At 64.4% G+C, this 21,316-nt stretch carries 18 protein-coding genes; 8 read left to right on the plus strand and 10 right to left on the minus strand.

Features of this window, described 5'->3' with window-relative positions; genetic code table 11:
- Window positions 1–93: 93 nt before the first annotated feature.
- Window positions 94–297 (minus strand): Trm112 family protein, encoded by a 204-nt coding sequence (locus ACFSNN_RS29565; protein ID WP_007180583.1) that lies wholly within the window; start codon window positions 295–297, stop codon window positions 94–96.
- Window positions 278–1,294, minus strand: a complete 1,017-nt coding sequence (gene lpxK / locus ACFSNN_RS29570; RefSeq protein WP_134457971.1) for a tetraacyldisaccharide 4'-kinase — start codon at window positions 1,292–1,294, stop codon at window positions 278–280. The genes ACFSNN_RS29565 and lpxK overlap by 20 nt, the downstream gene beginning before the upstream one ends.
- A 566-nt stretch (window positions 1,295–1,860) precedes the next feature.
- Here lpxK and xseA point away from each other — a divergent pair.
- From xseA to ACFSNN_RS29590, 4 genes are all read left to right on the plus strand, one after another.
- Window positions 1,861–3,240 carry an exodeoxyribonuclease VII large subunit gene (gene xseA / locus ACFSNN_RS29575; RefSeq protein ID WP_134457972.1) on the plus strand — a complete coding sequence of 460 codons (1,380 nt, stop codon included), beginning with the start codon at window positions 1,861–1,863 and terminating at the stop codon, window positions 3,238–3,240.
- Between the two features lie 219 nt (window positions 3,241–3,459).
- Window positions 3,460–4,038 (plus strand): superoxide dismutase [Fe], encoded by a 579-nt coding sequence (sodB, locus tag ACFSNN_RS29580; RefSeq protein ID WP_106314205.1) that lies wholly within the window; start codon window positions 3,460–3,462, stop codon window positions 4,036–4,038.
- Window positions 4,039–4,434: 396 nt separating this feature from the next.
- Complete coding sequence (locus ACFSNN_RS29585) at window positions 4,435–5,010, plus strand: YMGG-like glycine zipper-containing protein (RefSeq protein ID WP_134457973.1); 576 nt, start codon at window positions 4,435–4,437, stop codon at window positions 5,008–5,010.
- 260 nt (window positions 5,011–5,270) lie between these two features.
- On the plus strand, window positions 5,271–7,076 hold the full coding sequence (locus ACFSNN_RS29590) for a PQQ-binding-like beta-propeller repeat protein (RefSeq protein ID WP_134457974.1): 1,806 nt from the start codon (window positions 5,271–5,273) through the stop codon (window positions 7,074–7,076).
- A gap of 109 nt (window positions 7,077–7,185) precedes the next feature.
- Here the strand turns inward: ACFSNN_RS29590 and ACFSNN_RS29595 are convergent, their stop codons facing one another.
- Together ACFSNN_RS29595 and clpP are read right to left on the minus strand one after the other, a co-directional pair.
- Entirely contained in the window at window positions 7,186–8,622 is a 1,437-nt protein-coding gene (locus ACFSNN_RS29595) for an NYN domain-containing protein (RefSeq protein ID WP_134457975.1), read from the minus strand.
- Window positions 8,623–8,865: 243 nt separating this feature from the next.
- Window positions 8,866–9,513: an ATP-dependent Clp endopeptidase proteolytic subunit ClpP gene (gene clpP, locus ACFSNN_RS29600; protein WP_134457976.1), complete on the minus strand. Its 648-nt coding sequence runs from the start codon at window positions 9,511–9,513 to the stop codon at window positions 8,866–8,868.
- A 300-nt stretch (window positions 9,514–9,813) separates the two neighbouring features.
- On the opposite strand from clpP, the gene ACFSNN_RS29605 reads away from it, so the two are divergent.
- A complete protein-coding gene (locus tag ACFSNN_RS29605) occupies window positions 9,814–10,800 on the plus strand; it encodes a sigma-70 family RNA polymerase sigma factor (RefSeq protein WP_134457977.1) in 987 nt (328 codons plus the stop codon).
- Here the strand turns inward: ACFSNN_RS29605 and ACFSNN_RS29610 are convergent.
- The 3 genes from ACFSNN_RS29610 to ACFSNN_RS29620 all read right to left on the minus strand — a co-directional run bounded on the left by ACFSNN_RS29610 (window position 10,756) and on the right by ACFSNN_RS29620 (window position 15,234).
- Complete coding sequence (locus ACFSNN_RS29610) at window positions 10,756–12,030, minus strand: EAL domain-containing protein (protein WP_041759031.1); 1,275 nt, start codon at window positions 12,028–12,030, stop codon at window positions 10,756–10,758. The genes ACFSNN_RS29605 and ACFSNN_RS29610 overlap by 45 nt on opposite strands.
- A 251-nt stretch (window positions 12,031–12,281) precedes the next feature.
- Window positions 12,282–13,739: a multidrug transporter subunit MdtD gene (mdtD, locus tag ACFSNN_RS29615; RefSeq protein WP_134457978.1), complete on the minus strand. Its 1,458-nt coding sequence runs from the start codon at window positions 13,737–13,739 to the stop codon at window positions 12,282–12,284.
- A gap of 76 nt (window positions 13,740–13,815) precedes the next feature.
- Window positions 13,816–15,234: an aminotransferase-like domain-containing protein gene (locus tag ACFSNN_RS29620; RefSeq protein WP_134457979.1), complete on the minus strand. Its 1,419-nt coding sequence runs from the start codon at window positions 15,232–15,234 to the stop codon at window positions 13,816–13,818.
- A gap of 189 nt (window positions 15,235–15,423) precedes the next feature.
- On the opposite strand from ACFSNN_RS29620, the gene ACFSNN_RS29625 reads away from it, so the two are divergent.
- Window positions 15,424–15,729, plus strand: coding sequence for a DUF2917 domain-containing protein (locus ACFSNN_RS29625; protein ID WP_134457980.1), 306 nt, complete (start codon window positions 15,424–15,426; stop codon window positions 15,727–15,729).
- Between the two features lie 37 nt (window positions 15,730–15,766).
- Here ACFSNN_RS29625 and ACFSNN_RS29630 read toward each other — a convergent pair whose 3' ends face one another.
- Entirely contained in the window at window positions 15,767–17,008 is a 1,242-nt protein-coding gene (locus ACFSNN_RS29630) for a citrate/2-methylcitrate synthase (RefSeq protein WP_134457981.1), read from the minus strand.
- A gap of 115 nt (window positions 17,009–17,123) precedes the next feature.
- Here ACFSNN_RS29630 and ACFSNN_RS29635 point away from each other — a divergent pair, with 115 nt between their 5' ends.
- Window positions 17,124–18,515 (plus strand): CoA transferase, encoded by a 1,392-nt coding sequence (locus tag ACFSNN_RS29635; protein WP_134457982.1) that lies wholly within the window; start codon window positions 17,124–17,126, stop codon window positions 18,513–18,515.
- 82 nt (window positions 18,516–18,597) lie between these two features.
- On the opposite strand, the gene ACFSNN_RS29640 is transcribed toward ACFSNN_RS29635, so the two are convergent.
- Window positions 18,598–19,344, minus strand: a complete 747-nt coding sequence (locus ACFSNN_RS29640; protein WP_134457983.1) for a GntR family transcriptional regulator — start codon at window positions 19,342–19,344, stop codon at window positions 18,598–18,600.
- A 190-nt stretch (window positions 19,345–19,534) separates the two neighbouring features.
- Between ACFSNN_RS29640 and ACFSNN_RS29645 the strand changes: the two genes are divergently transcribed.
- A complete protein-coding gene (locus tag ACFSNN_RS29645) occupies window positions 19,535–20,380 on the plus strand; it encodes an aldo/keto reductase (protein ID WP_134457984.1) in 846 nt (281 codons plus the stop codon).
- Between the two features lie 15 nt (window positions 20,381–20,395).
- Here ACFSNN_RS29645 and ACFSNN_RS29650 read toward each other — a convergent pair whose 3' ends face one another.
- The gene (locus ACFSNN_RS29650; RefSeq protein WP_134457985.1) at window positions 20,396–20,902 is read right to left on the minus strand and encodes a Rap1a/Tai family immunity protein; all 507 of its coding nucleotides are present in this window, start codon (window positions 20,900–20,902) and stop codon (window positions 20,396–20,398) included.
- Window positions 20,903–21,316 lie beyond the last annotated feature (414 nt).

Raw genomic sequence — 21,316 nt, forward strand, 5'->3', positions numbered from 1 at the left:
CGATAAGCCGGAGGAAAGCGGCCGCGCATGCAGCGCGGCTGCGGACGGGCAAGACGACGAATGCGAAAGCGCCGCGCGCGAGGGCGGTTTGGCTCAGGCCACGGAGCCCGGATTCAGATCGACCGGCGTGCCTTCCACGGTCTGCCGTGCTTCGTCGACCAGCATGACGGGGATGCCGTCGCGAATCGGATAGGCCAGCTTGTCCGCATTGCAGATCAGCTCCTGCGCGGCGCGATCGTAGCTGAGCGGGCCCTTGCAGATCGGGCAAACGAGAATTTCAAGCAGGCGAGCGTCCACGGACTTTCTCCACAACTAATGCAATGAGGCGATGATCGAGCGCGGCTTCGACCGGGACTACCCAGATGCGCGCGTCGTGCCAGGACCCTAATTTTACCGCATCCTTTTCCGTTACCAGGATGGCGTCGGCGTCCACATCGGCAAAAGGATTGCGCTCGAACGCGTAGTGATCGGGCAGCGCGCGGGTGGCGGGCGTGATACCGGCGGCGCGCAGCGTGGCGAAAAAACGCTCCGGCGCGCCGATGCCGGCCGCGGCCAGCACGCGATCGCCGCTGAACTGCGCGAGCGGACGGCGTAAGGCGGGATTGTCCAGATGCCATGCGTCGGCGGGCGCGAGTTGCAGCGCGAAGGTATTCGGCCACGCCGGCAGCGTGCGTGCATACGGATCGTTGATGAGCGTCGCGTCGCGGCGGCGCGACAGCGGCTCGCGCAGCGGTCCGGCCGGCAGCAGGAAACCGTTGCCGCCGAGCCGGTGATCGAACACGACCAGTTCGGCGTCGCGTTTGAGCCGGTAATGCTGCAAACCGTCGTCGCTCACGATCACGTCGACTTCGCGGTGCGCGGCGCACAGCGCCTGCGCGGCCGCCACGCGATCCGGACAGACCCACACCGGCGCGCCGGTGCGGCGTGCGATCAGAAGCGGCTCGTCGCCGCCGACACTTGCCGCCGAGGTCGGCGTGACGCGCGTCGGCGATTTGACGCGCGCGCCGTAGCCGCGCGACACGACGCCGGGTTTAAAGCCCGCGGCGCGTAACGCTTCGACCAGCGCGATCACGGTCGGTGTCTTGCCGGTGCCGCCGACGGTCACATTGCCGACCACCACCACGGGCACGCCGATGCGAACCGATTTCAACCAGCCGAACGAAAACGCTGCGCGGCGCGCGGCGGCAATTGCGCCGAACACGCACGCGAACGGCGACAGCGCCCAGGCGAGCGGCCCGCGCTGCTGCCATTCGCGCGCGAGGCGTGCCTCGAAACGGTTACCGACGTCGCTCATGGGCACGTCGCGCAAACGACCGGCGCGCCGTTCGGGCAAAGGCAGCCGAACGGCGGCGTGAACGAGCTAGGCGCAATACGCGGGGCAAGCATCAACGCGGGTCTCCGGACTATCGAAAGTGAGGCGAAAATGAATCTGGCGGGCGTGGCGGCGCACTTGCGCAGTGTGCCGCAATGCTCGACGCTGCGGGGCGTTCGGCATGCCGTCGAACCCGCCACTCTAGCGCGCTGGCGTCCCGCCCGGCAAGTCGCGCGCCGTGCGCCGCGCGACGAATAGCGCTTCGAGCGTCACTCCCAGCCTGTGGATAACTTTGTGGAGAACCTGCCGTCCGACAGGCGGAGAGGGCCGTTCCGCGCGCCCGTTATCGGCAATCATTCTCTTTAGTGAGATGTAAACACCATATAAATCAACGACATGCCTGGAATTCATGCGGCCCGGCGGGCGATCTGGCGGGATCTGTCTGGCGGGTCCCGCCATGTGGACACTTTTAACAATTCGAGCGCCGCGCTGGACGGCGATGGCCGGTCGGTCTATCGTCTGTCCGGCCAGCCACACTTATTCCTCGCATGAATCCCGAAAGCCCTTTTTCCTCGTCGGCTGCGCCCGGCGGTGAAGTCGTCGTTCCCGTTTCCGCGCTCAATCGCGCGATCGGCACGATGCTCGAACGTTCGTTTCCTCTCGTCTGGGTTGCCGGCGAAGTGTCGAATTTCACGCGTGCCGCGAGCGGTCATTGGTACTTCTCGATCAAGGACGCGCAAGCGCAGATGCGCTGCGTGATGTTCCGCGGGCGGGCGCAATACGCCGAATTCACCCCGCGCGAGGGCGACCGCATCGAAGTGCGCGCGCTGGTGACGATGTACGAGCCGCGCGGCGAACTGCAACTGAATGTGGAAGCGGTGCGGCGCACCGGACAAGGGCGTCTCTACGAAGCGTTCCTCCGGTTGAAAGCGCAACTCGAAGCCGAGGGTCTCTTTGCCGCCGAACGCAAACGTGCGCTGCCGTCGCATCCGCGTGCGGTCGGCATCGTCACGTCGTTGCAGGCCGCGGCGTTGCGCGACGTCCTGACCACGCTGTCGCGGCGCGCCCCGCACATTCCGGTGATCGTCTATCCGGCGCCGGTGCAGGGCGTCGGCGTGAGCGGCAAGCTCGCGGCGATGGTCGACGCCGCCAACGCACGGCGCGAGGTCGACGTGCTGATCGTGTGCCGCGGCGGCGGCTCGATCGAAGACCTGTGGGCGTTCAATGAAGAAGTGTTGGCGCGCGCGATTGCGGAAAGCGCGATTCCCGTAGTCAGCGGCGTGGGCCACGAAACCGATTTCACGATCGCCGATTTCGCCGCGGACGTGCGCGCGCCCACACCGACCGGCGCCGCCGAACTTGTCAGTCCGCAGCGCGTGCTGCTGCTGCGCGAACTCGACCATCGTCACGCGACGCTCGCGCGCGGTTTCGGCCGCATGATGGAGCGACGCGCCCAGCAACTCGACTGGCTCGCGCGCCGGCTGGTGTCGCCGGCCGAGCGGCTCGCGCGGCAACGCACGCATTTGCAGCAATTGAGCGTGCGGCTCGCGTCGGCGGGGGCGCGTCCGGCGCGTGACGCGCGAGCGCGGTTTTCGCTGCTGCAGATGCGCTGGCAGCGCTGGCGTCCCGATCTCGCCGGGCATCGGACGAAACTTGGCAATCTCTCGCAACGTCTGGACGCAGCTTTATTACGTCAGCATGAACGTCAGACCGCGCGCATCGACACGCTTGCCGCACGTCTCGAAGTGCTGAGTCCGCAGCGTACGCTGGAGCGTGGCTACGCTGCCGTGCTCGACGCCCAGAGCGGGCGAGCGGTGCGCGCGCCGTCGTCGTTGAAGCCGGGGCGGCGCCTCACGGTGCATCTCGCGGAGGGCGCCGCAGACATCGCGCTGGCCGATGTGCAACCACGTCTGACCGACGGTTTCTGACACTTCGCCGACGGCATCCGTTGCCGTACTTTTGACTGTCGCGAGGGTCGGGCGCACTGAGTGAACAAGCATTAATTGCGCTGTGAATGCAGCATGTTCGCCGATGCCGGGCATAAAGTCCGTTGGTTTGCGGGGTTATTCCAACTCGCCTACAATCGAGTGCTCAAAAGCGTTATCCGCAGACTCCCCCACAACAGATACAGACACAAGGAAAGCACCATGGAACATACGCTCCCGCCGCTGCCGTTCGCGAAAAACGCACTCGTTCCGCACATGTCGGAAGAGACGCTCGAATATCACTACGGCAAGCATCACCAGACCTATGTGACCAACCTGAACAATCTGATCAAGGGCACGGAGTTCGAGAACCTGTCGCTTGAAGAAATCGTCAAGAAGGCATCGGGCGGCGTGTTCAACAACGCGGCTCAAGTGTGGAACCACACGTTCTTCTGGAACAGCCTGTCGCCGCAAGGTGGCGGTGCACCGACCGGCGCGCTCGCCGACGCGATCAACGCCAAGTGGGGTTCGTTCGACAAGTTCAAGGAAGAGTTCGCCAAGACCGCAGTCGGCACGTTCGGCTCGGGCTGGGCATGGCTGGTGAAGAAGGCCGACGGTTCGCTCGACCTGGTGTCGACGAGTAACGCCGCCACGCCGCTGACCACCGACGCGAAAGCACTGCTGACGATCGACGTGTGGGAACACGCTTACTACATCGACTACCGCAATGCGCGTCCGAAGTTCGTCGAAGCGTACTGGAACATTGCCAACTGGGAATTCGCGTCGAAGAACTTCGCGTGATCGCGTGAGATTGCCGGTAAGTTTGAACACGGCGCTTGCGGCTGGGTGATCCGGTCACGGCGTCGAGAGTCAGGCTCCGCAGCAGCAGGAAGAAAAGCCCTCGAATGCGAGGGCTTTTCTTTTTCCTGGCGTGCTTGCATTCGGGCAAAAGTGCGTCAAAGAGTTTCGAAGGGTCTCGATGCGTCTCGTGACGGAAATGCATAGGATTGCTTTTCACGCGACACAACGCATGAATCTTTGTCACAGTTGGTAACGGCACCGCAGCTTCCAATCGGCATTCAGCCTGCCGATGGCGCGTCCGGATGCCGGCGGAAAAAATACGGTAACTATCTCGTAAACAACGCGCTCGCAAATTGGCCTAACGTATGTTTCCCCTATGAAGAAACGTGCGCCACCATGATCTCAAGTCCTAAATCGATACGCGTCGCACTGCCTGTGGCAGCGGTCGCACTGGCGCTCCTCGGCGGTTGCGCGGTGGTGCCGCCGAGCGCGCCTTCCATCGTCGCGCTGCCGCGCAGCGGCGAGCCACTCAATCAGTTCCAGCAAGACGACTACACCTGCCGCGACTACGCTTATCGCTCGACCAACGCGAGCGGCGCCTCGCAGGCCGCGACCACGAACAGCGTCAATAGCGCGGCTCTTGGCACGCTAGGCGGTGCCGCTGTCGGGGCGCTGATTGGCGCGGCGGCGGGCAATGCGGGCGCGGGTGCGGCCATTGGCGCGGGCAGCGGATTGCTGGTCGGCGGCGCTGCCGGCGCGAACGGTGCGCAGTATGCGGGCGGCAGCCTTCAGGCGCAGTACGATGCGGCGTACGCGCAGTGCATGACGTCGAAGGGCAATACGATTTCGCAGCCGCAGATGCCGGTCTATGCGCCGCAGCCGGTGTACGCGCCACAACCGGTATATGTTGCTCCGCCGCCGCGTTATTACGGGCCGCCGCCGGTAATGTATGCCCCCTATCCGTACTACTGATCGAATGCCGCCGAGCCTGCGCATCGACTGAATCGCGTCGCCGTCATGTATTGCCTCGTATGGCGGAGAGAGGCGACACGATGGCGATAAACGCCTTTGCAAAGGGCGTACGGTTAATCAGCCGTATGGGCGATGAATGTATTCAGGGAGCGGGAGACGCGCGTGGCGGACTCCTCTCTTACGGCTCGCGACGCGAGTCACGGCGCGCACCGTTCTTTGTGCGGAGTTGACCGTCGCGTCGTTCAGGAGACGAGGCGAACATGCGAATCTCGCAAGCTGGCGTTGAGACTTCCGGGCTAGGCGCATGGACCCGTCGGGGCACGATAGTGGCGCTGATCGCCGTTGCCTCCTGTTTTGCGTCGTGTGGCGGTGGTGGTTCGGGCGGCACGTCCGGCGTGGCGTCCGGGTCGGCGAGCGGAAGCGGAAGTGGCACGTCGGGCGGCTCGGGTTCAGGCACGGGAAGCGGCGCTACGGGTTCGGGTACGGGCAGCGGTTCGACCACCGGCACAGGCACCGGCACTGGAACGAACGGCACGGGCAACACGCCGTCGGCAGTGACGGCTTACGCCACCGATGTCCTCATGCATCACAACGATCTCGGCCGCACCGGTCAGATGCTCGCCGAGACCACGCTCACGCTGGCGAACGTCAATTCGGCGAGTTTCGGCAAAGTCGCGTTTCTTGCCGCGGACGGCAAAGTCGACGGACAGCCGCTCTTCGTCACCAGCCTGTCGATCGGCGGCACGGCGCACGACGTGGTGTACGTGGTCACGGAGCACGATAGCGTCTACGCCTACGACGCGAACTCGTTCGCGCAACTCTGGAAGGTCTCGCTGATCGGCAGCGGCGAAGTGCCCAGCGACGACCACGGATGCCAGGACATCACCCCCGAGATCGGCATTACGTCGACGCCGGTCATCGACCGCAGTCGCGGCGCGAACGGCGTGCTGTATGCCGTCGCGATGACGAAGGACAGTGGCGGCGGCTACCATCACCGGCTGCACGCGCTCGATCTGGCGACCGGCGCCGAAGTGCTCGGCGGCCCGACGGAAATCGCGGCGACTTATCCGGGCAACGGCGCGGGCAGCGTCAACGGCGTGATTACCTTCAACCCGTCGCTGCATACGGAGCGCGCGGCACTCACGCTGGTCGGCGGTAACATCTATATGGGTTGGACCGCGCACTGCATGGGAGGCTCGTACACAGGCTGGATGATGGCCTATAGCGCCGACACGCTGAAACAGACGAGCGTGCTCAACATCACGCCGAACGGCAGTCAGGGCTCGATCTGGATGGCCGGCTCGGGCATGGCGTCGGACGGCACGTCGCTCTATGTCGTGGACGGCAACGGCACGTTCGGCACCACGCTGAATGCGGCGGGCTTTCCCGCGGACGGCGACTTCGGCGACTCCATGATGAAGCTTTCGTTGGGCAACCTGCAGGTCACCGACTATTTCGCGATGTCGGACGTGGTCACGCAAGCGGCCGCAGACAACGACTTCGGCTCGGGCGGCGCGATGGTGTTGCCGGATCAGACCACGGCAAGTGGCGTGGTCAAGCATCTGGCGGTGGCGGCCGGCAAGGACAACAATATCTACGTTGTCGATCGCGATTCGATGGGCAAATTCAACCCGACGTCGAACAATATCTGGCAGGAGCTGATCGGCACGCTGGCGGGAGGCATCTGGGGATCGCCGGCTTACTACAACGGCGTGGTCTATTACGGCGGCCTGAACGACAACCTGAAGGCGTTGCCGGTCTCGGGGGCGTTTCTCGCGACGACCGCCGCGTCGAGGAGCCCGACCACGTTCGCGTATCCTGGGGCGACACCGGCCGTGTCGGCGAACGGCACGAGCAACGGGATTGTCTGGGCGGCGGAAAACGGCACGACCGGCGCTCTGCATGCCTATAACGCCGGCAACCTTGCGGTCGAGTTGTACAACAGCAATCAGGCCGGCACGCGCGATCAATGGGGCGCGGGCAACAAATTCATCACGCCGATGATCGCGCGCGGCAAGGTGTATGTCGGCGCTACCAATGGCGTCGCGGTGTTCGGGCTGTTGTGAGAGAAAGGGATCGCGAAGGCTGTGTGTTTGCCGCTGAGTTTGTGTAGCGAGAGTTTGTGTAGCGGCACGCACATCGGCGCCGCTACACGTCATGCCGAATGCAAGACACTCACTCCGCGTCGCTCGTCGCGGCCGTCTTACGCGGACGACGACTGCGCGCCGCAGTTTTGCGCGCGGCCTTTTTTGCCGGCGCGGGTGCTTCTTCCGCTGCGGCAGTCGCGGCCGGTGACTCAGCAGGTGCAGCGATTTCCGGAATGTCGTCGATGCTTCGCGTCGCGGCTTTCTTCGCTTTCTTTGCAGCCGTCTTGCGTGGCGCGCGTTCGTTGCGACGCTTGGATTGCTTCGCCCCTGTGTTCCGCTCGTCTGCCTGGCTCCCCGAGCCGTCCGGTTCCTCGGCCGTCACGGTTTCCGGCACCGCCGAAGGCGTTTCCGGCAGTTCAAAAACGAACTGGGCATTTTCCGGCGTTTGCGCGTGCACTTCGTCCGTTCCAGGCTGAGCGCTGCCGCTCTGTTCGACGACCGTACGCTCTTCGTGAGCGGTCTCCTGCTGGCCGCGTCCTGCTTTGCGATTGCCTCGCCCCCGACGACGCGATTCGTGTTTGCCGCCGGACTCGGCGATCACCGTTTCGGCGACCTGTGCCTCATACAACTGTTCCGCCGATTCGACGATGTCAGCAGGCTCGCCCGTGTTGTCGCCGGGCACATTCGCAGCCGTGCTCCGATAGACATAAGCGCCCGACTTCTCGTCGCGGCCGAATTCGAGCAGCCCGCGAGCATGCGCTTCTTCGAGCAGATTGCCGAAAGCGCGAAAGCCGTAGTACGTCTCGTTGAAATCCGGCTTGCGGCGCTTGATTGCGTTCTTCAGCACCGACGCCCAGATCTTGCCGCTGTCGCCGCGTTCGGACGCGAGCGCGTCGAACGTTTGCACCGCGATCTCGACCGCCTTGGTGCGGCGTTTTTCGAGGTCTTCCTTGTTGCGGGTCTTCTCCTCGTCGGGCGCACGCTTGGCCGCCGGCTGGGCGGACTGTTGCGGGCGCGACGACTCGCGCTTGGCGACCGTGCGCTGACTCTCGCGCACGAGGTCGTCATAAAAAAAGAACTCGTCGCAGTTCGCGATCAGCAGATCCGACGTGGATTGCTGCACGCCGACCCCGATCACCTGCTTCGCGTTCTCACGCAGCTTCGACACCAGCGGCGAAAAATCCGAGTCGCCGCTGATGATCACGAACGTATTGACGTGCGACTTCGTGTAGCAGAGGTCGAGCGCGTCGACCACGAGCCGGATATCGGCGGAATTCTTGCCCGATTGGCGCACGTGGGGAATCTCGATCAATTCGAAATTGGCCTCGTGCATCGCGCCTTTGAAACTCTTGTAGCGATCCCAGTCGCAATACGCTTTCTTCACGACGATGCTGCCCTTGAGCAGCAGACGTTCGAGCACCAGCTTGATATCGAACTTGTCGTACTTCGCGTCACGCACGCCGAGTGCGACGTTTTCGAAGTCGCAGAATAGCGCCATGCTGACGGTTTCGTTGGATGACGCCATGGTTTTCTCCATTGAAGCGATCGTCGAACTCGACGAATCGCGACCATGATAGCGATTCCAGCGGAGGTGATCAGCTTTTGTGTTCCGGGCGCACCGATGCGCACGGCACGAACCCGCGACGGCGCGCGCTTCTTGTGACGTTCTCCAGGTGCTTTTCAGGTCAGTCGACACTGCGCCTGAGCAGTTTCAGGATCGCAGTTCTACGGCGTGGTTAGCAGTGAATTCGCTACGCGGCCCATCGCGCTACCTGTCCATGTGATACGGCGCGACATTCAGCGCCGCGCGTGTTTCCAGCACCTCGTCGACGAGACCGTACGTCTTCGCGGACTGCGCTGACATGAAGTTGTCGCGGTCGGTGTCGCGGGCGATTTCCTCGATGCTGCGCCCGGTGCGCTCCGCCATCATGGCGTTCAACCGCTCTCGCAAATAGAGCACCTCCTTCGCCTGAATCTCGACGTCCGCCGCCGTGCCCTGGCTGCCGCCTGACGGCTGGTGAATCATGATGCGCGCGTTGGGCAGCGCATACCGTTTGCCGCGCTGGCCGGCGGTCAGCAGAAAGGTGCCCATGCTCGCGGCAAAGCCGGTGCACAGAGTCGATACCTCCGGTTTGATGAACTGCATGGTGTCGTAGATCGCGAGGCCGTCGTACACGGAACCGCCCGGCGAATTGATGTAAAAAGAAATATCCTTGTCGGGATTCTCGGACTCCAGAAACAGCAGTTGCGCGACAATCAGACTGGCCGATTGCTCGTTCACGGGCCCGACCAGAAACACGATGCGCTCGCGCAGCAGACGCGAATAGATGTCGTAGGCGCGCTCGCCGCGACCGGACTGTTCGATCACGGTGGGCACGAGGCCGAGGCCCGTAATGTTTGGATAGTTCGAATGCATATTGTCCTCGCGTATGCGGCCTGGGTGACCGCGGTTTGTGTGGAGCGCGTGGCTTCATGGCACGAAGCCTCCTGACCGTGCCTGCGCCGATCTGGAACCTGCGCATTCTTTGCGTGGGTTGTTGTCCGTATGACGACGCGACGAAGCGCGACGTGACAGAAATATTTTTTTGCGGGGCTGTCACATCGTTGGATGCCCAGCCGTCAAGACAAAAAGAATCAGGATGTCGGCGCGCGCCCGGTTTACTTCGCGGGCAAGGTGCCGCGCGCTTTTCACCACGCACGATCTGGAGGTCTACATATGACGGAACAAGGAATCGACAAGGCATCCAGCTTCGAGGCCGCGCGCCCCCGCCTGCTTGCGCTGGCGTACCGGATGCTCGGCAGCCGCGCCGAAGCGGAAGACGTGGTGCAGGACGTCGGATTGAAATGGCACCTCGCGGACACGCAGGAACTGCAGGTGCCCGCCGCCTGGCTCACCACGATCACCACGCGGGTGGCGATCGACAGGCTACGGCGTGTGCAGCGCGAACGCGCCTCACAGGTCGCCGGCTGGTTGCCGGAGTTGTGGCTCGACGAGGTGGCGCCATCGGCGGAAGAACTGGCCTTGCGCGCGGCGGAGATGTCCTATGGCGTGATGCTGCTGCTCGAGCGCCTGAAACCGGACGAGCGGGCCGCGTTCGTGTTGCACGAAGCCTTTGATTGCGACTACGCGGAAATCGCCGCCATACTGGAGCGAACACCGGCGGCCTGCCGGCAGATCGTCCATCGGGCCAAGGCGCGCGTGCAACGCGCGGGCGCGCCGATCGAGCCACCGGATCCCGCCGCGCATGCCTGGATCGTGGAGCGCTTGCGCACGGTGCTGGAGGCGCAGGATCGGGTCGGTCTCTTGCAGCTCTTCAGTGACGCGCCGGAGGTGGTCAGCGACGCGCCTGTGTGCGCAGCTGTGAGCACGTGCGAACCGGCGGCGGCAGGGTGGATGGACACGGTAACGTCGCTCGTCGAGCACGCGAGCAACGCGGAGACAGTGTCGGTGGCGGGCACACTGTGTATCGCCTTGCTCTTCGAGGGCGACGTCGTCGGGGTGCTCGACGTGTCCACGAACAGCTTGGGAGATGGCTCAACGAAGATCGTCTCCATGCGTGTGGTGACGAGCACGGCGCGTCTGCAGGCCACCAACAGCATGCTGGGCCGCGCGGCGGTCAAGCAACTGCTTGCACGGATCCAGCAGCGCGCTATGAGCTCAGTTGCGGTGGGCTGCGACTTCCCAGTTGATGTCCACGCATAGCACCTGCGTGCCCGTCGGTGTGTGCGCGGCGATCGAGGCGGTCACGCACAGATGCGCTTCGTTGATGGACAGATAAGGCGGGGTGAGATGCACGTGGCCGGGCGTGCGCATCGCCTGGATGAAGTACGGCCGGCGTTCCCAGCTGGCGCCTTCCGAATGCAGAAGCGGGCGAAAACGCTTGGCGCGTTGCGAGGCGCGCCCCGGCGGGAGCACGTTGTCGCCGATCTGCCGGCCCGACCCGTCGAGCACGAAGCAGCGTGCCGTCTCGCCGAGCATCAGGAGCGGCGCAGTGGCTTGCGCAACGGACTCGCCGGCCACCAGTTGCGCGGCAGCCGTTTCGAGGGCCGTGACATACGGTGCGAGCCGCGCCGATTGTGCGTGTTCACGCGCGGTAACCCGTTCGCGCAGCGCCGCGGAGAGCGAGTCCATCAAACCGGCCGCCGCTTGCGGCTTGACCGGTTCGACGCTCGGGCCCGCGAAGAAGGCGCCTTGCACGAAGTCCACGTTGCATTCGAGCGCGATCAGCGCATCGCGTTCGGTGCTCAGGCCGCCCATCAGTACCAGTTGGCCGGATTCGTGCAGCAGCGAGACGAGGCCCGGCAGTACGCGCTCAATGTGAGAGTGCTCGCTGGCTTGCGCGAGAATGCAGCGGTCGAGCGTGACGATGTCCGGCCGCAGATTCCACACGCGGTCAATGTTCGAATGTTTCGCGCCAAAGCCGTCGAGCGCGATCAGGAAGCCGGATTTACGCAACGCATCGACGATTTCGGCAAAGCGCGTCGTTTCGCCGCCCGCCTGTTCGGACACTTCGAGCACCACGCGCTGCGGCGGCAGGCCGAGCGCCTTGAGGCCGGCGAGCAGCGCGTCGCCGTAACTGGTGTCCATCAGCGCGGCGGGGTGCAGGCTCAGGAAGAGCCATTCGTCGTGACTGTCGAACGCGTTGAAGTTGCCCAGATGCAGCGATTCGGCGAGCCGTCCGAGTTCGAGCAGGTCGCCGCGTCGCGCGGCTTGCGTGAAAACCTCGTGGGACGGCACTTGCAGCGCGTGTTCATCGTGGGCGCGGAGCGACGCGTGATAACCGATCGCGCGCCGGTGCGATACGGAGAAAACCGGCTGGAACACGCTGAAAACGGTGTAGCCGCCGTACAGAACGGTGCGCCGGGAACCTTCGTCGCCGGCCATCGGGCGCGGCGGCTGGAAGCCGGGAGGATCGAGGTCGATCATGCTCATCATGTCAGTCGTGTGGAGGTGGCTGCGCGCCTGCATGCTCGGCACTGGTTCGCACGCGCAAAATGTGAGTTTACAGGATAGGCCAGCAAGAACTATGCGCGTGCGGAAACACAGCACGCGCGCCGGATTGTCACACTCGGATAAGACGATTGTGCGCCAGTACGGGCGCGAAGACGACGTTGCGCACTTTGCTGGTGCGGCCCGCGCCCCGTTGCGGGTCAGCGGCGGGGCTGGTGATCAGCGGGCACGCATCAGGTCCGTTCGGACGGATCGGTCTTCTTCGCGGGCGTGCGAATGTCCGGCGAGAGTTGCGCGAAGATCCACGACGAGCCAGCCGTGATAATGCCGACACACAGGAACGTCGCGTGGAACGCGGGCAGCGAGTTGGCGGCCGTCACGCGCGGCAGCAGGCCGGTGAAGGTCGCGAGCAGGGCGCCGGCAACGGTCACGCCGAGACTCATCGATAGCATCTGGACCAGCGAAAACAGGCTGTTGCCGCTGCTCGCGCCGCCGGTGCCCAAGTCCTTGAGCGTCAACGTGTTCATCGCGGTGAACTGGATCGAGTTGACGCCGCCGAAGAACGCCAATTGCACGAGGCGCAGCCACAGGGGCTGGTTCGCGGCCGTGAGCGCGAAACTCGCCATGGTCAGGCCGACCAGCACCGTGTTGACGATCAGTACGCGTCGATAGCTGTGCTTGATGATCAGGCGCGTCACGAGGCGTTTGGACGCCATGCCCGCAGCCGCCACCGGCAACATCATCATGCCGGCTTCGAAGGCGCTATAGCCGAGACTCACCTGCAATAGCAGCGGAATCAGATAGGGCATCGCGCCGCTGCCGATCCGCGCGAACAGATTGCCGAGCAGGCCGACGCTGAAGGTGTGGATCTTGAAGAGGTCGAGCGAGAAAATCGGCGAGGGCTCGCGCACGGCGTGCAAACCGTAGGCGACAAAACAGCCGAGGCTCAAGATCAGCAGCACCAGCACCGTGGCGTGCTGAATGCCGAACTCGGTACGCCCGTCGAGCGCGAACGAAATCGCCACCATGCCGGCGATCAGCAACAGATAGCCTTTCATGTCGAATTTGGCGACATGTTCGTTCCGGCTATCCGGCATGAAGATGAACGTGGCAATGCAACCCACGATCCCGACCGGCACGTTGATCAGAAAGATCCAGTGCCACGAGGCGATCTTCACGAGCCAGCCGCCGAGCGTGGGGCCGATCAGCGGTCCGATGAGACCCGGGATCGCCACGAACGAGAGCGCCGGCAAATAGCGTTCGGCCGGAAAGGTGCGCAGCACGGCGAGCCGTCCAACCGGCAGCAGCATTGCCCCGCCCACGCCCTGCATGATGCGGAAGGCCACCAGTTGATTCAGCGTGTGCGCGTTCGCGCACAGCAACGAGGCGACAGCGAACACGAGGATCGCGCTGAAGAACACGCGGCGCGTGCCGAGCTTGTCGGCGAGCCAGCCGGACACCGGGATCATGACGGCCATCGTCAGCGAATAGGCGATCACTACCGATTGCATGCGCAACGGCAACTCGCCGAGGCTCGTTGCCATCGCGGGGAGCGCGGTGTTGACGATGGTCGAGTCGAGCGTCTGCATGAAGAAGCCCGTGGCGACGACCCACAGCATCACGGTGAGCGAGCGGGGTGAAGGTGTACTGGACGTAGTGGGAGCGGCGGCGGGCGGAGTCGGCGTGGACATGGAGGGCGGCTAAGCGCGCAGGGACGGGCTGGGACTCGCTATTCTAGGGAAAAGCGCGGGCCGGCGCTCATTCAACTCATTCCGACGCCGGCAGCGCCGCCGCCGCGCGAAAGAACGCCTGCGCGCGCGGATCGTTACCGAATGCGATGTGAATTCTGGTCCACGGGCTCACTTCCATATTCGGCCGGAAGTGATTGCCCGGCACGACCGTCACCCCCAGCGGCACGCCGCATTCCACCAGCCGTTCCGCATTGGCGACATGCGGCACGCGAGCCCACACGAATTTCCCGCCTGCGGGCTTGTCGAAAATTTCCCAGCCCGCGTCTTCGAGCGTCTGAATGGTCGAGCCGAGCGCGTCGCGCATACGCCGACGCAGGCGCTCCAGATACTTGCGATACGCGCCGCGCTCCAGCATCGCCACGGCGACCGCTTCGGCAAAACGCGAGCCGCCGATGCTCGTCAGCATCTTGATGTCGACCAGATCTTTGATAATCGCGTGGCTCGCCACCACACAGCCAATCCGCAGCGAGGACGACAGCGTCTTCGACAGTCCGCCCACATAGATCACGTGTTCGAGCTGGTCGAGCGTGGCGAGCCGATCGGTGAGATCGGTCTGAAAATCGGCGTAGATATCGTCTTCGATGATCGAGAAGCCGTGCTCACGCGCCAGCTGCAGCAGCCGGAAGGCCACCGGCGGCGCCACGTTGGTGCCCGTCGGATTGTGGAACACGGTGTTGATGAACAGCAGCTTGGGCCGATGCGACTTCAACTGCTCCTGCATCACGTCCAGATCGGGACCGTTGCGTGTGCGCGGAATGCCGACCAGTTTCACGCCATGCAGCTTCAGCAGACCGTGGAGGTTGTAGTAACCGGGGTCTTCGACAAAGATCGTGTCGCCTGCCTTGAGCATGTAGCGCATCAGCAGATCGAGCGCCTGGCTTGCGCCGTTGGTGATGAGGATCTGCGACGTGTCAGCCTGAATCCCCAACTGGCCGATGCGGCTCTGCAGATGCTCGCGCAAAGTCAGATTGCCGAGCGGGGTGGCGTAATCGACCATGCTCGCAAGATCGGTGCGCGACACGTGGCGGATTGCCTGCGCGATGCTGTCCGCGTCGCGCCACGCTTCAGGAATAAAGCCGCTGCCAAGCTTGAGCGTTTCGCCCGGATGGTTGAACTGCTGCAGAAGATGGTCCGACTCGTCCTCGGCGCGGCGCGGATCCGAGGAGCCCTGGCACTGCGTGCTCGCCGGCTGGCGATCGGCGACATAAAAACCGGAGCCGTGGCGCGAGTCGACATAGCCGAGCGACACCAGCCGGTCATACGCCTCGATCACAGGAAAGCGGCTCACGCCGTAGTCGGCGGAGAACTGGCGAATCGACGGCAGCTTCGAGCCGGGGTGGGCGATGCGTGAGCGGATCCACGCCGTGACGCCGGTGACGATCTGTTCGGTCAGCGGCACGCCGTTGTCCCGATCGAGCTGGATTTCGAGTTTCATGAGAATCCTCCTTCACCGCACCGCGGGCCGGATGCGCCCGAACTCTGCGCAAAGAACCCGCTGCCCGCGTCAACTGTCCGGTTTTTCAACTGAACAGTTCCGATAGAAGTGTTCGGAACTGTGCATGGGTAACCGATCATCGCACGTCAATAATCGGTACAACAGAAAAGTTCTTTGAAGGAGAGAGCGATGCGTGAAGTCCGGATTTTCGAATTGGAACATGACGAGCCCACGACGGCCTGGCGTGTCGCGCGTCCGTCGATCTTCAAGGTCGTCTCGGGCGAGATCTGGCTGACTATCGAGGGCGACAGCGAGGATCACTGGCTCGCGACCGGCCAGTCGATCGAACTGCCGCGTCGGGCGGTGGCGTGGATCAGCGCGGGTCAGTCTGGCGCGCGCTTCGCGCTGGCGAGCGGCTCCGAGCGCACCGCAACGAAGCCGATGTCGGGCTCGCCGGTCTTGAACTGGCTGCCGCGCTGGCTCGGCGCAGCCTGACGATTCGCGAGGTCCATCGAGCCGGGTCCGCGGCGTCTTAGTTCGGCCCGGCAGCCTCATATTCGCCGATGTAACGCGCGCGCGGCCGGATCAAGCGGCCGTCGCGCGTCTGTTCCATGGCATGCGCAATCCAGCCGACCACCCGGCCGACCGCGAACAGCGTGAAGGCCGAGCCCGCCGGCAACGCCAGCACACGCTCGATGGCGGCAAGCGCGAAGTCCACGGTCGGCTCCGCGCCGGTCGTATCGCGCACCGTACGCGCCAATTCCATTACCTCGGCGAAAGGCGAACGCACCGGCGCGCAGTCAGCGAGCATGGTTAACAACAGCCGCGCCCGCGGGTCGCCGTCCGGATAAAGCGGATGACCGAAGCCCGACAGCACCGGCCCGTGAGCGCCGTGTTCGACGCGGGCGAGGCGATTAGCCAGATAGCGGTCGAGATCGGGCGCGCGCGCGGCTTCTTCGAGCAGCGCGGCGATGCGCACCGTTTCGCCGCCATGACGCGGGCCCGACAAGGCGGCGAGACCGCCCGCCACCGCGCCGAACAGATGCGTCCCCGTCGATGTAATGCAGCGCACCGTGAAGGTCGACGCGTTCAATTCATGATCCGCGCAGGCCACCAGCGCCACGCGCAGCAAGCCAGCCTGCTGGCGGTTACGCACGTGCCACGCTAAAGCCAGTTGCCGATGCAGCGGCTCGTTCGAGGGCGCCGCCGAGATCATCGCGGCGGCCAGCAGGCGCATGACGGCGCAAGCCGTATCGAGTTGCGCGTCGCGGCCGAGCGCCCACACTCGCGGCATTTGTGCCGCCGCGGCCGGCAGCAGCACGAGCGCGCGATCGAGCGGCGTGCTGTCGCCCCACAGTTTGAGCCACGCAGCCCATTGAGCGGTGGCGAACGGCACGGCCGGCGCATCGGTAATGCGCCGTGTGCTGCATTCCCACAGCAGCGCCGCGATGTCCTCGATCGACGCGCTTTGCGCCAGTTCCATCGCATCGTGCCCGCGATACAGCAAGCGTCCATCGGCCACCAGCGTGATGGACGATTCCAGCACCGGCACGCCCCAGTCCAGCACCTTTTGAGCGACCTTGCCCGCGCGCTTGCCGTCTTCCTTGCGGCGCGCGAGGCGCCGCACTTCGCCGGCGTCGTAGAGACGATGCTTGCCTTGCGCATCTGGCGACGAACTGAGCATGCCGCGGCTCACATAAGCATAGAGTGTGGCCAAGCTGATGCCGAGCGTGGCGGCGGCTTCAGCAGCGGTCAGGAAGTTGGAGGTCGGCATGGAAATGTGCGGAAACCGAAGAAATCAATATATATTGATTATCATAATCAAGATTGATTGCGACGAGGCGGAATTCTAGACTCGGTTCACTTCTTCCTGTCTCGCGATGGACGACATGACACCTGAACTCGCTCTCAAACATATCTGGACGCTCGCCGGATGCGATCCGACCGCGCTGCATTCCGTGACGCTGAGCGGCGCCGAGCCGGGCTTGCCTTCGGTCTACCGGGTCGGCAGCCTGGCTTCGGCGAGCATCGCCGCGACCGGCCTTGCCGCGGCCGAATATCAGCGTTTGCGCACAGGGCACCGGCAGCACATGACGGTGGAGATGCGGCGCGCGCTGGCGTCGTTTCGCAGCGAGCGCTATTTGCGTGTCGACGACGGGCCGCCGCCCGCCTTGCGCGATCCGGTCACGGGTTTCTACGAAACACGCGACGGCCGCTGGATTCAACTGCATACGAACTTCGCGCATCATCTGCAGGGCGTATTGCAGGTGCTCGGCTGCGAGAACGATCCCACTGCCGTGGCCAGCGCGATTCGCAATTGGGACGGCGCGACGCTCGATCAAACCCTCGCTGACGCCGGCCTCTGCGCGGCGTTGATTCGCACGCCCGACGAGTGGGCCGCGCTCGATCAGGCGAAAGCGATCGCGGGCCTGCCGCTCTTCGAGATCGAGCGCGTCGGCGACGCGCCGGCCGAGCCGCCGCGTGAGTCCGACGCGGATCGGCCGCTGGCGGGCGTGCGGGTGCTGGATCTGTCGCGCATCATTGCCGGTCCGGTGGCCGGGCGAGCGCTCGCGCAGCACGGCGCGGACGTGTTGATGATCAACGGGCCGCATCTGCCGAACATCGCGCCGCTGGTGATCGACAACGGGCGTGGCAAGCGTTCGGCTCTCGCCGATCTGCGCGACGCGGCGGGGCGTGAGGTGTTGCGCGGCCTCGCCGCCGACGCCGATGTATTTCTGCAGGCATATCGCCCGGGAGCGCTGGCCGCGCGCGGTTTCGGTCCGGAGGAACTGGCGCGTGTGCGGCCGGGGATCGTCTATGTCTCGGTGTCGGCTTATGGGCATCAGGGGCCGTGGGCGCAACGGCGCGGGTTCGATAGTCTGGTGCAGTCGGCGAGCGGGATTGCCTTCACTGAGCGGCAGGCGGCGGGGTGGAACGAGCCCAAGCATTTGCCTTGTCAGGCGCTGGATCATGCGACCGGGTATCTCGCGGCATTCGGCGCGATGGTCGCATTGGCGCGGCGCGCTACCGAAGGTGGAAGCTGGCATGTCCGCGTCTCGCTCGCGCAAACCGGCCGGTGGCTGCAATCGTTAGGGCAGATTGCCGATGGCTGGCAAGCGCCCGACGTCACGCTCGACGATGTGCGCGATTGCCTCACGACCGTGGAGTCGGAGTTTGGACGCGTGCTAGGCGTGCAGCCGGCTGAGGTTTTGGACGAGACGCCTGCGTACTTCGCGCTGCCGCCGGCCCGAATAGGCGCGCACGAAGCTAAGTGGACGTGAGGACCTCGGGTCCGCTGGCTCGCGGTGAGGCGTGTGCCGACACATAACCAACGCACGCCCCGCGCACAGTGCAAAAGGCCAGCTACTTCCTCAACTCCGCCACGAAGTCGTAGTAATCGTTACGGCAGTACGTATCGGTCAACTCGATCGCGCGCTGATCAGAGGTGTAGCCCACGCGCGTGATCAACAGCAAGGCCTCGTTCGGCGCGATGCTCATTTGCTGCGCGATTTCCTCGCTCGCGTTCACCGCACGAAAATGCTGCAACGCGCGGACAATCGTCAGTCCACGATTCTCCAGATACGTGTAGAGCGAATCGCCAATCGCCTGAGGATCGGGAATCACCGCAGCGGGGAAGGTGGAATTCTCAACGGCCATCACAATGCCGTCGGCCATCCGCAAGCGGCGCAACCGCGTCACCGCCGCCGCAGGCGATAGACCGAGCTGAATCACCTCGTCGCGATTAGCCGGCAAAATTTCGCGCGACAGCCACTTCGAACTCGGCGTGAACCCGCGCCGCCGCAGCATTTCGCTAAAGCTCGACAGACGCGACAGCGGATCTTCGTAGCGTGGTGTGATGAAACTGCCCGCGCCCTGAGTGCGTCGAATCAAACCCTGCTCGACCAGCAAGGCAATCGCCTTGCGTGACGTGATGCGCGATACGCCGAGCGCCTCGGAGAGCACACGCTCCGAAGGCAGCGCCTCGCCCGCGTTCCAGCGGTTCTCGTGGATGGCCGCGCCAAGCTTGCGAGCCAGTTGCAGATATAGCGGCGTGTCGTTTTCCGGGTCCGGGCGCAGGTCGCGCCAGCGGTCTTCCGAGGCAGAGGTCATGGAGCTCACGCAAGAAGGGCAAGCGGCAATTCTATGACATCGGCGCGCTGCGTTATAGCGGGCTTTTGCCTGGTGCCCGGTCGAATGCCCGTTGAACGGCTAAACTCGTCGCTAGGATTTTCGTGGCACGCGCCGCGCATTCGCTTGCGCAGCGACATTGCCGACCACTGAGCCACTTCGAGGAGTCAGCATGACGAGCGACATCGCAAGCGTGAGCCTGCCCGACGGCGAACGCATTCCGCAACTGGGGCAGGGCACCTGGGAGATGGGAGAAACGCCGGCGCGGCGTGCCGGCGAGATCGACGCGCTGCGTTGCGGCATCGAGCTCGGCATGACGTTGATTGATACGGCGGAAATGTACGGCGACGGCGCGACCGAATCGCTACTCGGTGAAGCGCTGGCCGGATTGCGCGACAAGGTGTTTCTGGTCAGCAAGGTGTATCCGCACAACGCCAGCCGACGCGGCGTGATCGCGGCCTGCGAGCAAAGCCTCAAGCGTCTGAAGACCGATCGGCTCGATCTCTATCTGCTGCACTGGCGTGGCTCGGTGCCGCTCGCGGAGACGGTCGAGGGCTTCGACGCGTTACGCCGGGCGGGCAAGATCCGCCATTGGGGCGTCAGCAACTTCGACACCGAGGACATGGAAGAACTCGTCGCCACGCCGGGCGGCGATGCCTGCGCGACCAATCAGATTCTCTACAACGTGGCGCGCCGCGGGCCGGAGTTCGATCTGCTGCCGTGGCTCGCCGCGCGCAGGATGCCGGGCATGGCGTACAGCCCGGTCGATCACGCGCGCTTGCCCAAGCGCTCGCCGCTCGACGATATCGCCGACTCGCGCGGCGTCTCGGTGTTTCAGATCGCGCTCGCGTGGGTGCTGCGCCAGCCCGGCGTGTTCGCGATTCCGAAAGCGGCGCGCGTCGAGCACGTGCGCGACAACCATTGCGCGTCGCAATTGCAACTCGGCGCCGATGAACTGGCCGCTATCGACGCTCACTTCAAACCGCCGCGCGGCAAGCGGCCGCTCGAAATGCTGTAAGCGCGGCGCGCTTTGTCAATTGCAGCTGTGGTGCATGTGGACGGAGCCGAGCACCGCGACTTCCGCGGGCGTGTGCTTGAGCGAATCTTCGTTGACCTGGGCGGCGTCCGCGACGAATTCGTCGACGATCGACGATACCTGCACATTGCGCAGGCACAGCGACACGCGCTGCGTTTCATTGGCGGGCAACGCGCTGCGTTGACCGAGGAACAGCACACCGTACTGATAGCCGTGGATGATCCCGCGAATCGCGCCGACGCATTGGCCTTGCGCGACATTGTCGGTTTTCTGCTTGCAGGTTTGCGCGAGCGAATAGGCGGAGAAGGTGGGGTCGACCGGCGGGGCGGCCTGCGACAGTGTTGGTGAGAGCGGCTGTGGTGTTTGGGCCGTTTGTGCTGTTTGCGTTTGCGCCGACGTTTGCGCCGGTGTTTGAGCATGAGCGAGCGATGCAAGGCCGAGCGCGGCGGCGATCAACAGACCGGTGGCCACGCGTGCCGCGGAGGGAAGGACGTTTCGTTGCATGTTGTGGTGCCCTCATATCGAACGTTGAATCTGATATGAGGCGATCGCTTCGGTTTGGTTCCAGGCGCGCGCGCACGGGCGGCCGATTGTTCGAGTTCTTGCCGCCTACGGGCACGTCGGCGTGCACGGTTCGAGTGTGCGGTCCTGACGCGCGGTCCAGATTCGCGCCACCGCGGGTGTCGCCCGCTTATATGCATCGCTCGAACCGACCGGTCTCGTGCGGTGACGCTCGACCGGGGGATCGAGACATCACCGCCGATACCGGCGGATAGCGAACGGTAAATCGGAATGTGACGCTGGTGCGGTCAGGACGCGGGGGCACCCCAACCCAAGACCGGGCGATTGCTAGTGCCCGTTCCCTCCACCATTGCCACCACCGTTACCGCCGCCACCCTTGCCGCCGTTGCCGCCGCC

The sequence above is a fragment of the Paraburkholderia dipogonis genome, assembly GCF_042680985.1.
GTDB classification, from domain to species: domain Bacteria; phylum Pseudomonadota; class Gammaproteobacteria; order Burkholderiales; family Burkholderiaceae; genus Paraburkholderia; species Paraburkholderia phytofirmans.

Bases quoted from the DNA above. Each gene is read 5' to 3' on its own strand.
- ACFSNN_RS29595 (WP_134457975.1), bottom strand. From the start codon at position 8,622: ATGGCGTCATCCAACGAAACCGTCAGCATGGCGCTATTCTGCGACTTC.
- ACFSNN_RS29640 (WP_134457983.1), bottom strand. From the start codon at position 19,344: ATGACCTCTGCCTCGGAAGACCGCTGGCGCGACCTGCGCCCGGACCCG.
- ACFSNN_RS29585 (WP_134457973.1), top strand. From the start codon at position 4,435: ATGATCTCAAGTCCTAAATCGATACGCGTCGCACTGCCTGTGGCAGCG.
- ACFSNN_RS29625 (WP_134457980.1), top strand. From the start codon at position 15,424: ATGCGTGAAGTCCGGATTTTCGAATTGGAACATGACGAGCCCACGACG.
- ACFSNN_RS29630 (WP_134457981.1), bottom strand. From the start codon at position 17,008: ATGCCGACCTCCAACTTCCTGACCGCTGCTGAAGCCGCCGCCACGCTC.
- mdtD (WP_134457978.1), bottom strand. From the start codon at position 13,739: ATGTCCACGCCGACTCCGCCCGCCGCCGCTCCCACTACGTCCAGTACA.
- ACFSNN_RS29650 (WP_134457985.1), bottom strand. From the start codon at position 20,902: ATGCAACGAAACGTCCTTCCCTCCGCGGCACGCGTGGCCACCGGTCTG.
- ACFSNN_RS29610 (WP_041759031.1), bottom strand. From the start codon at position 12,030: ATGAGCATGATCGACCTCGATCCTCCCGGCTTCCAGCCGCCGCGCCCG.
- ACFSNN_RS29605 (WP_134457977.1), top strand. From the start codon at position 9,814: ATGACGGAACAAGGAATCGACAAGGCATCCAGCTTCGAGGCCGCGCGC.
- lpxK (WP_134457971.1), bottom strand. From the start codon at position 1,294: ATGAGCGACGTCGGTAACCGTTTCGAGGCACGCCTCGCGCGCGAATGG.
- clpP (WP_134457976.1), bottom strand. From the start codon at position 9,513: ATGCATTCGAACTATCCAAACATTACGGGCCTCGGCCTCGTGCCCACC.
- xseA (WP_134457972.1), top strand. From the start codon at position 1,861: ATGAATCCCGAAAGCCCTTTTTCCTCGTCGGCTGCGCCCGGCGGTGAA.
- ACFSNN_RS29635 (WP_134457982.1), top strand. From the start codon at position 17,124: ATGACACCTGAACTCGCTCTCAAACATATCTGGACGCTCGCCGGATGC.
- ACFSNN_RS29645 (WP_134457984.1), top strand. From the start codon at position 19,535: ATGACGAGCGACATCGCAAGCGTGAGCCTGCCCGACGGCGAACGCATT.
- ACFSNN_RS29620 (WP_134457979.1), bottom strand. From the start codon at position 15,234: ATGAAACTCGAAATCCAGCTCGATCGGGACAACGGCGTGCCGCTGACC.
- sodB (WP_106314205.1), top strand. From the start codon at position 3,460: ATGGAACATACGCTCCCGCCGCTGCCGTTCGCGAAAAACGCACTCGTT.
- ACFSNN_RS29590 (WP_134457974.1), top strand. From the start codon at position 5,271: ATGCGAATCTCGCAAGCTGGCGTTGAGACTTCCGGGCTAGGCGCATGG.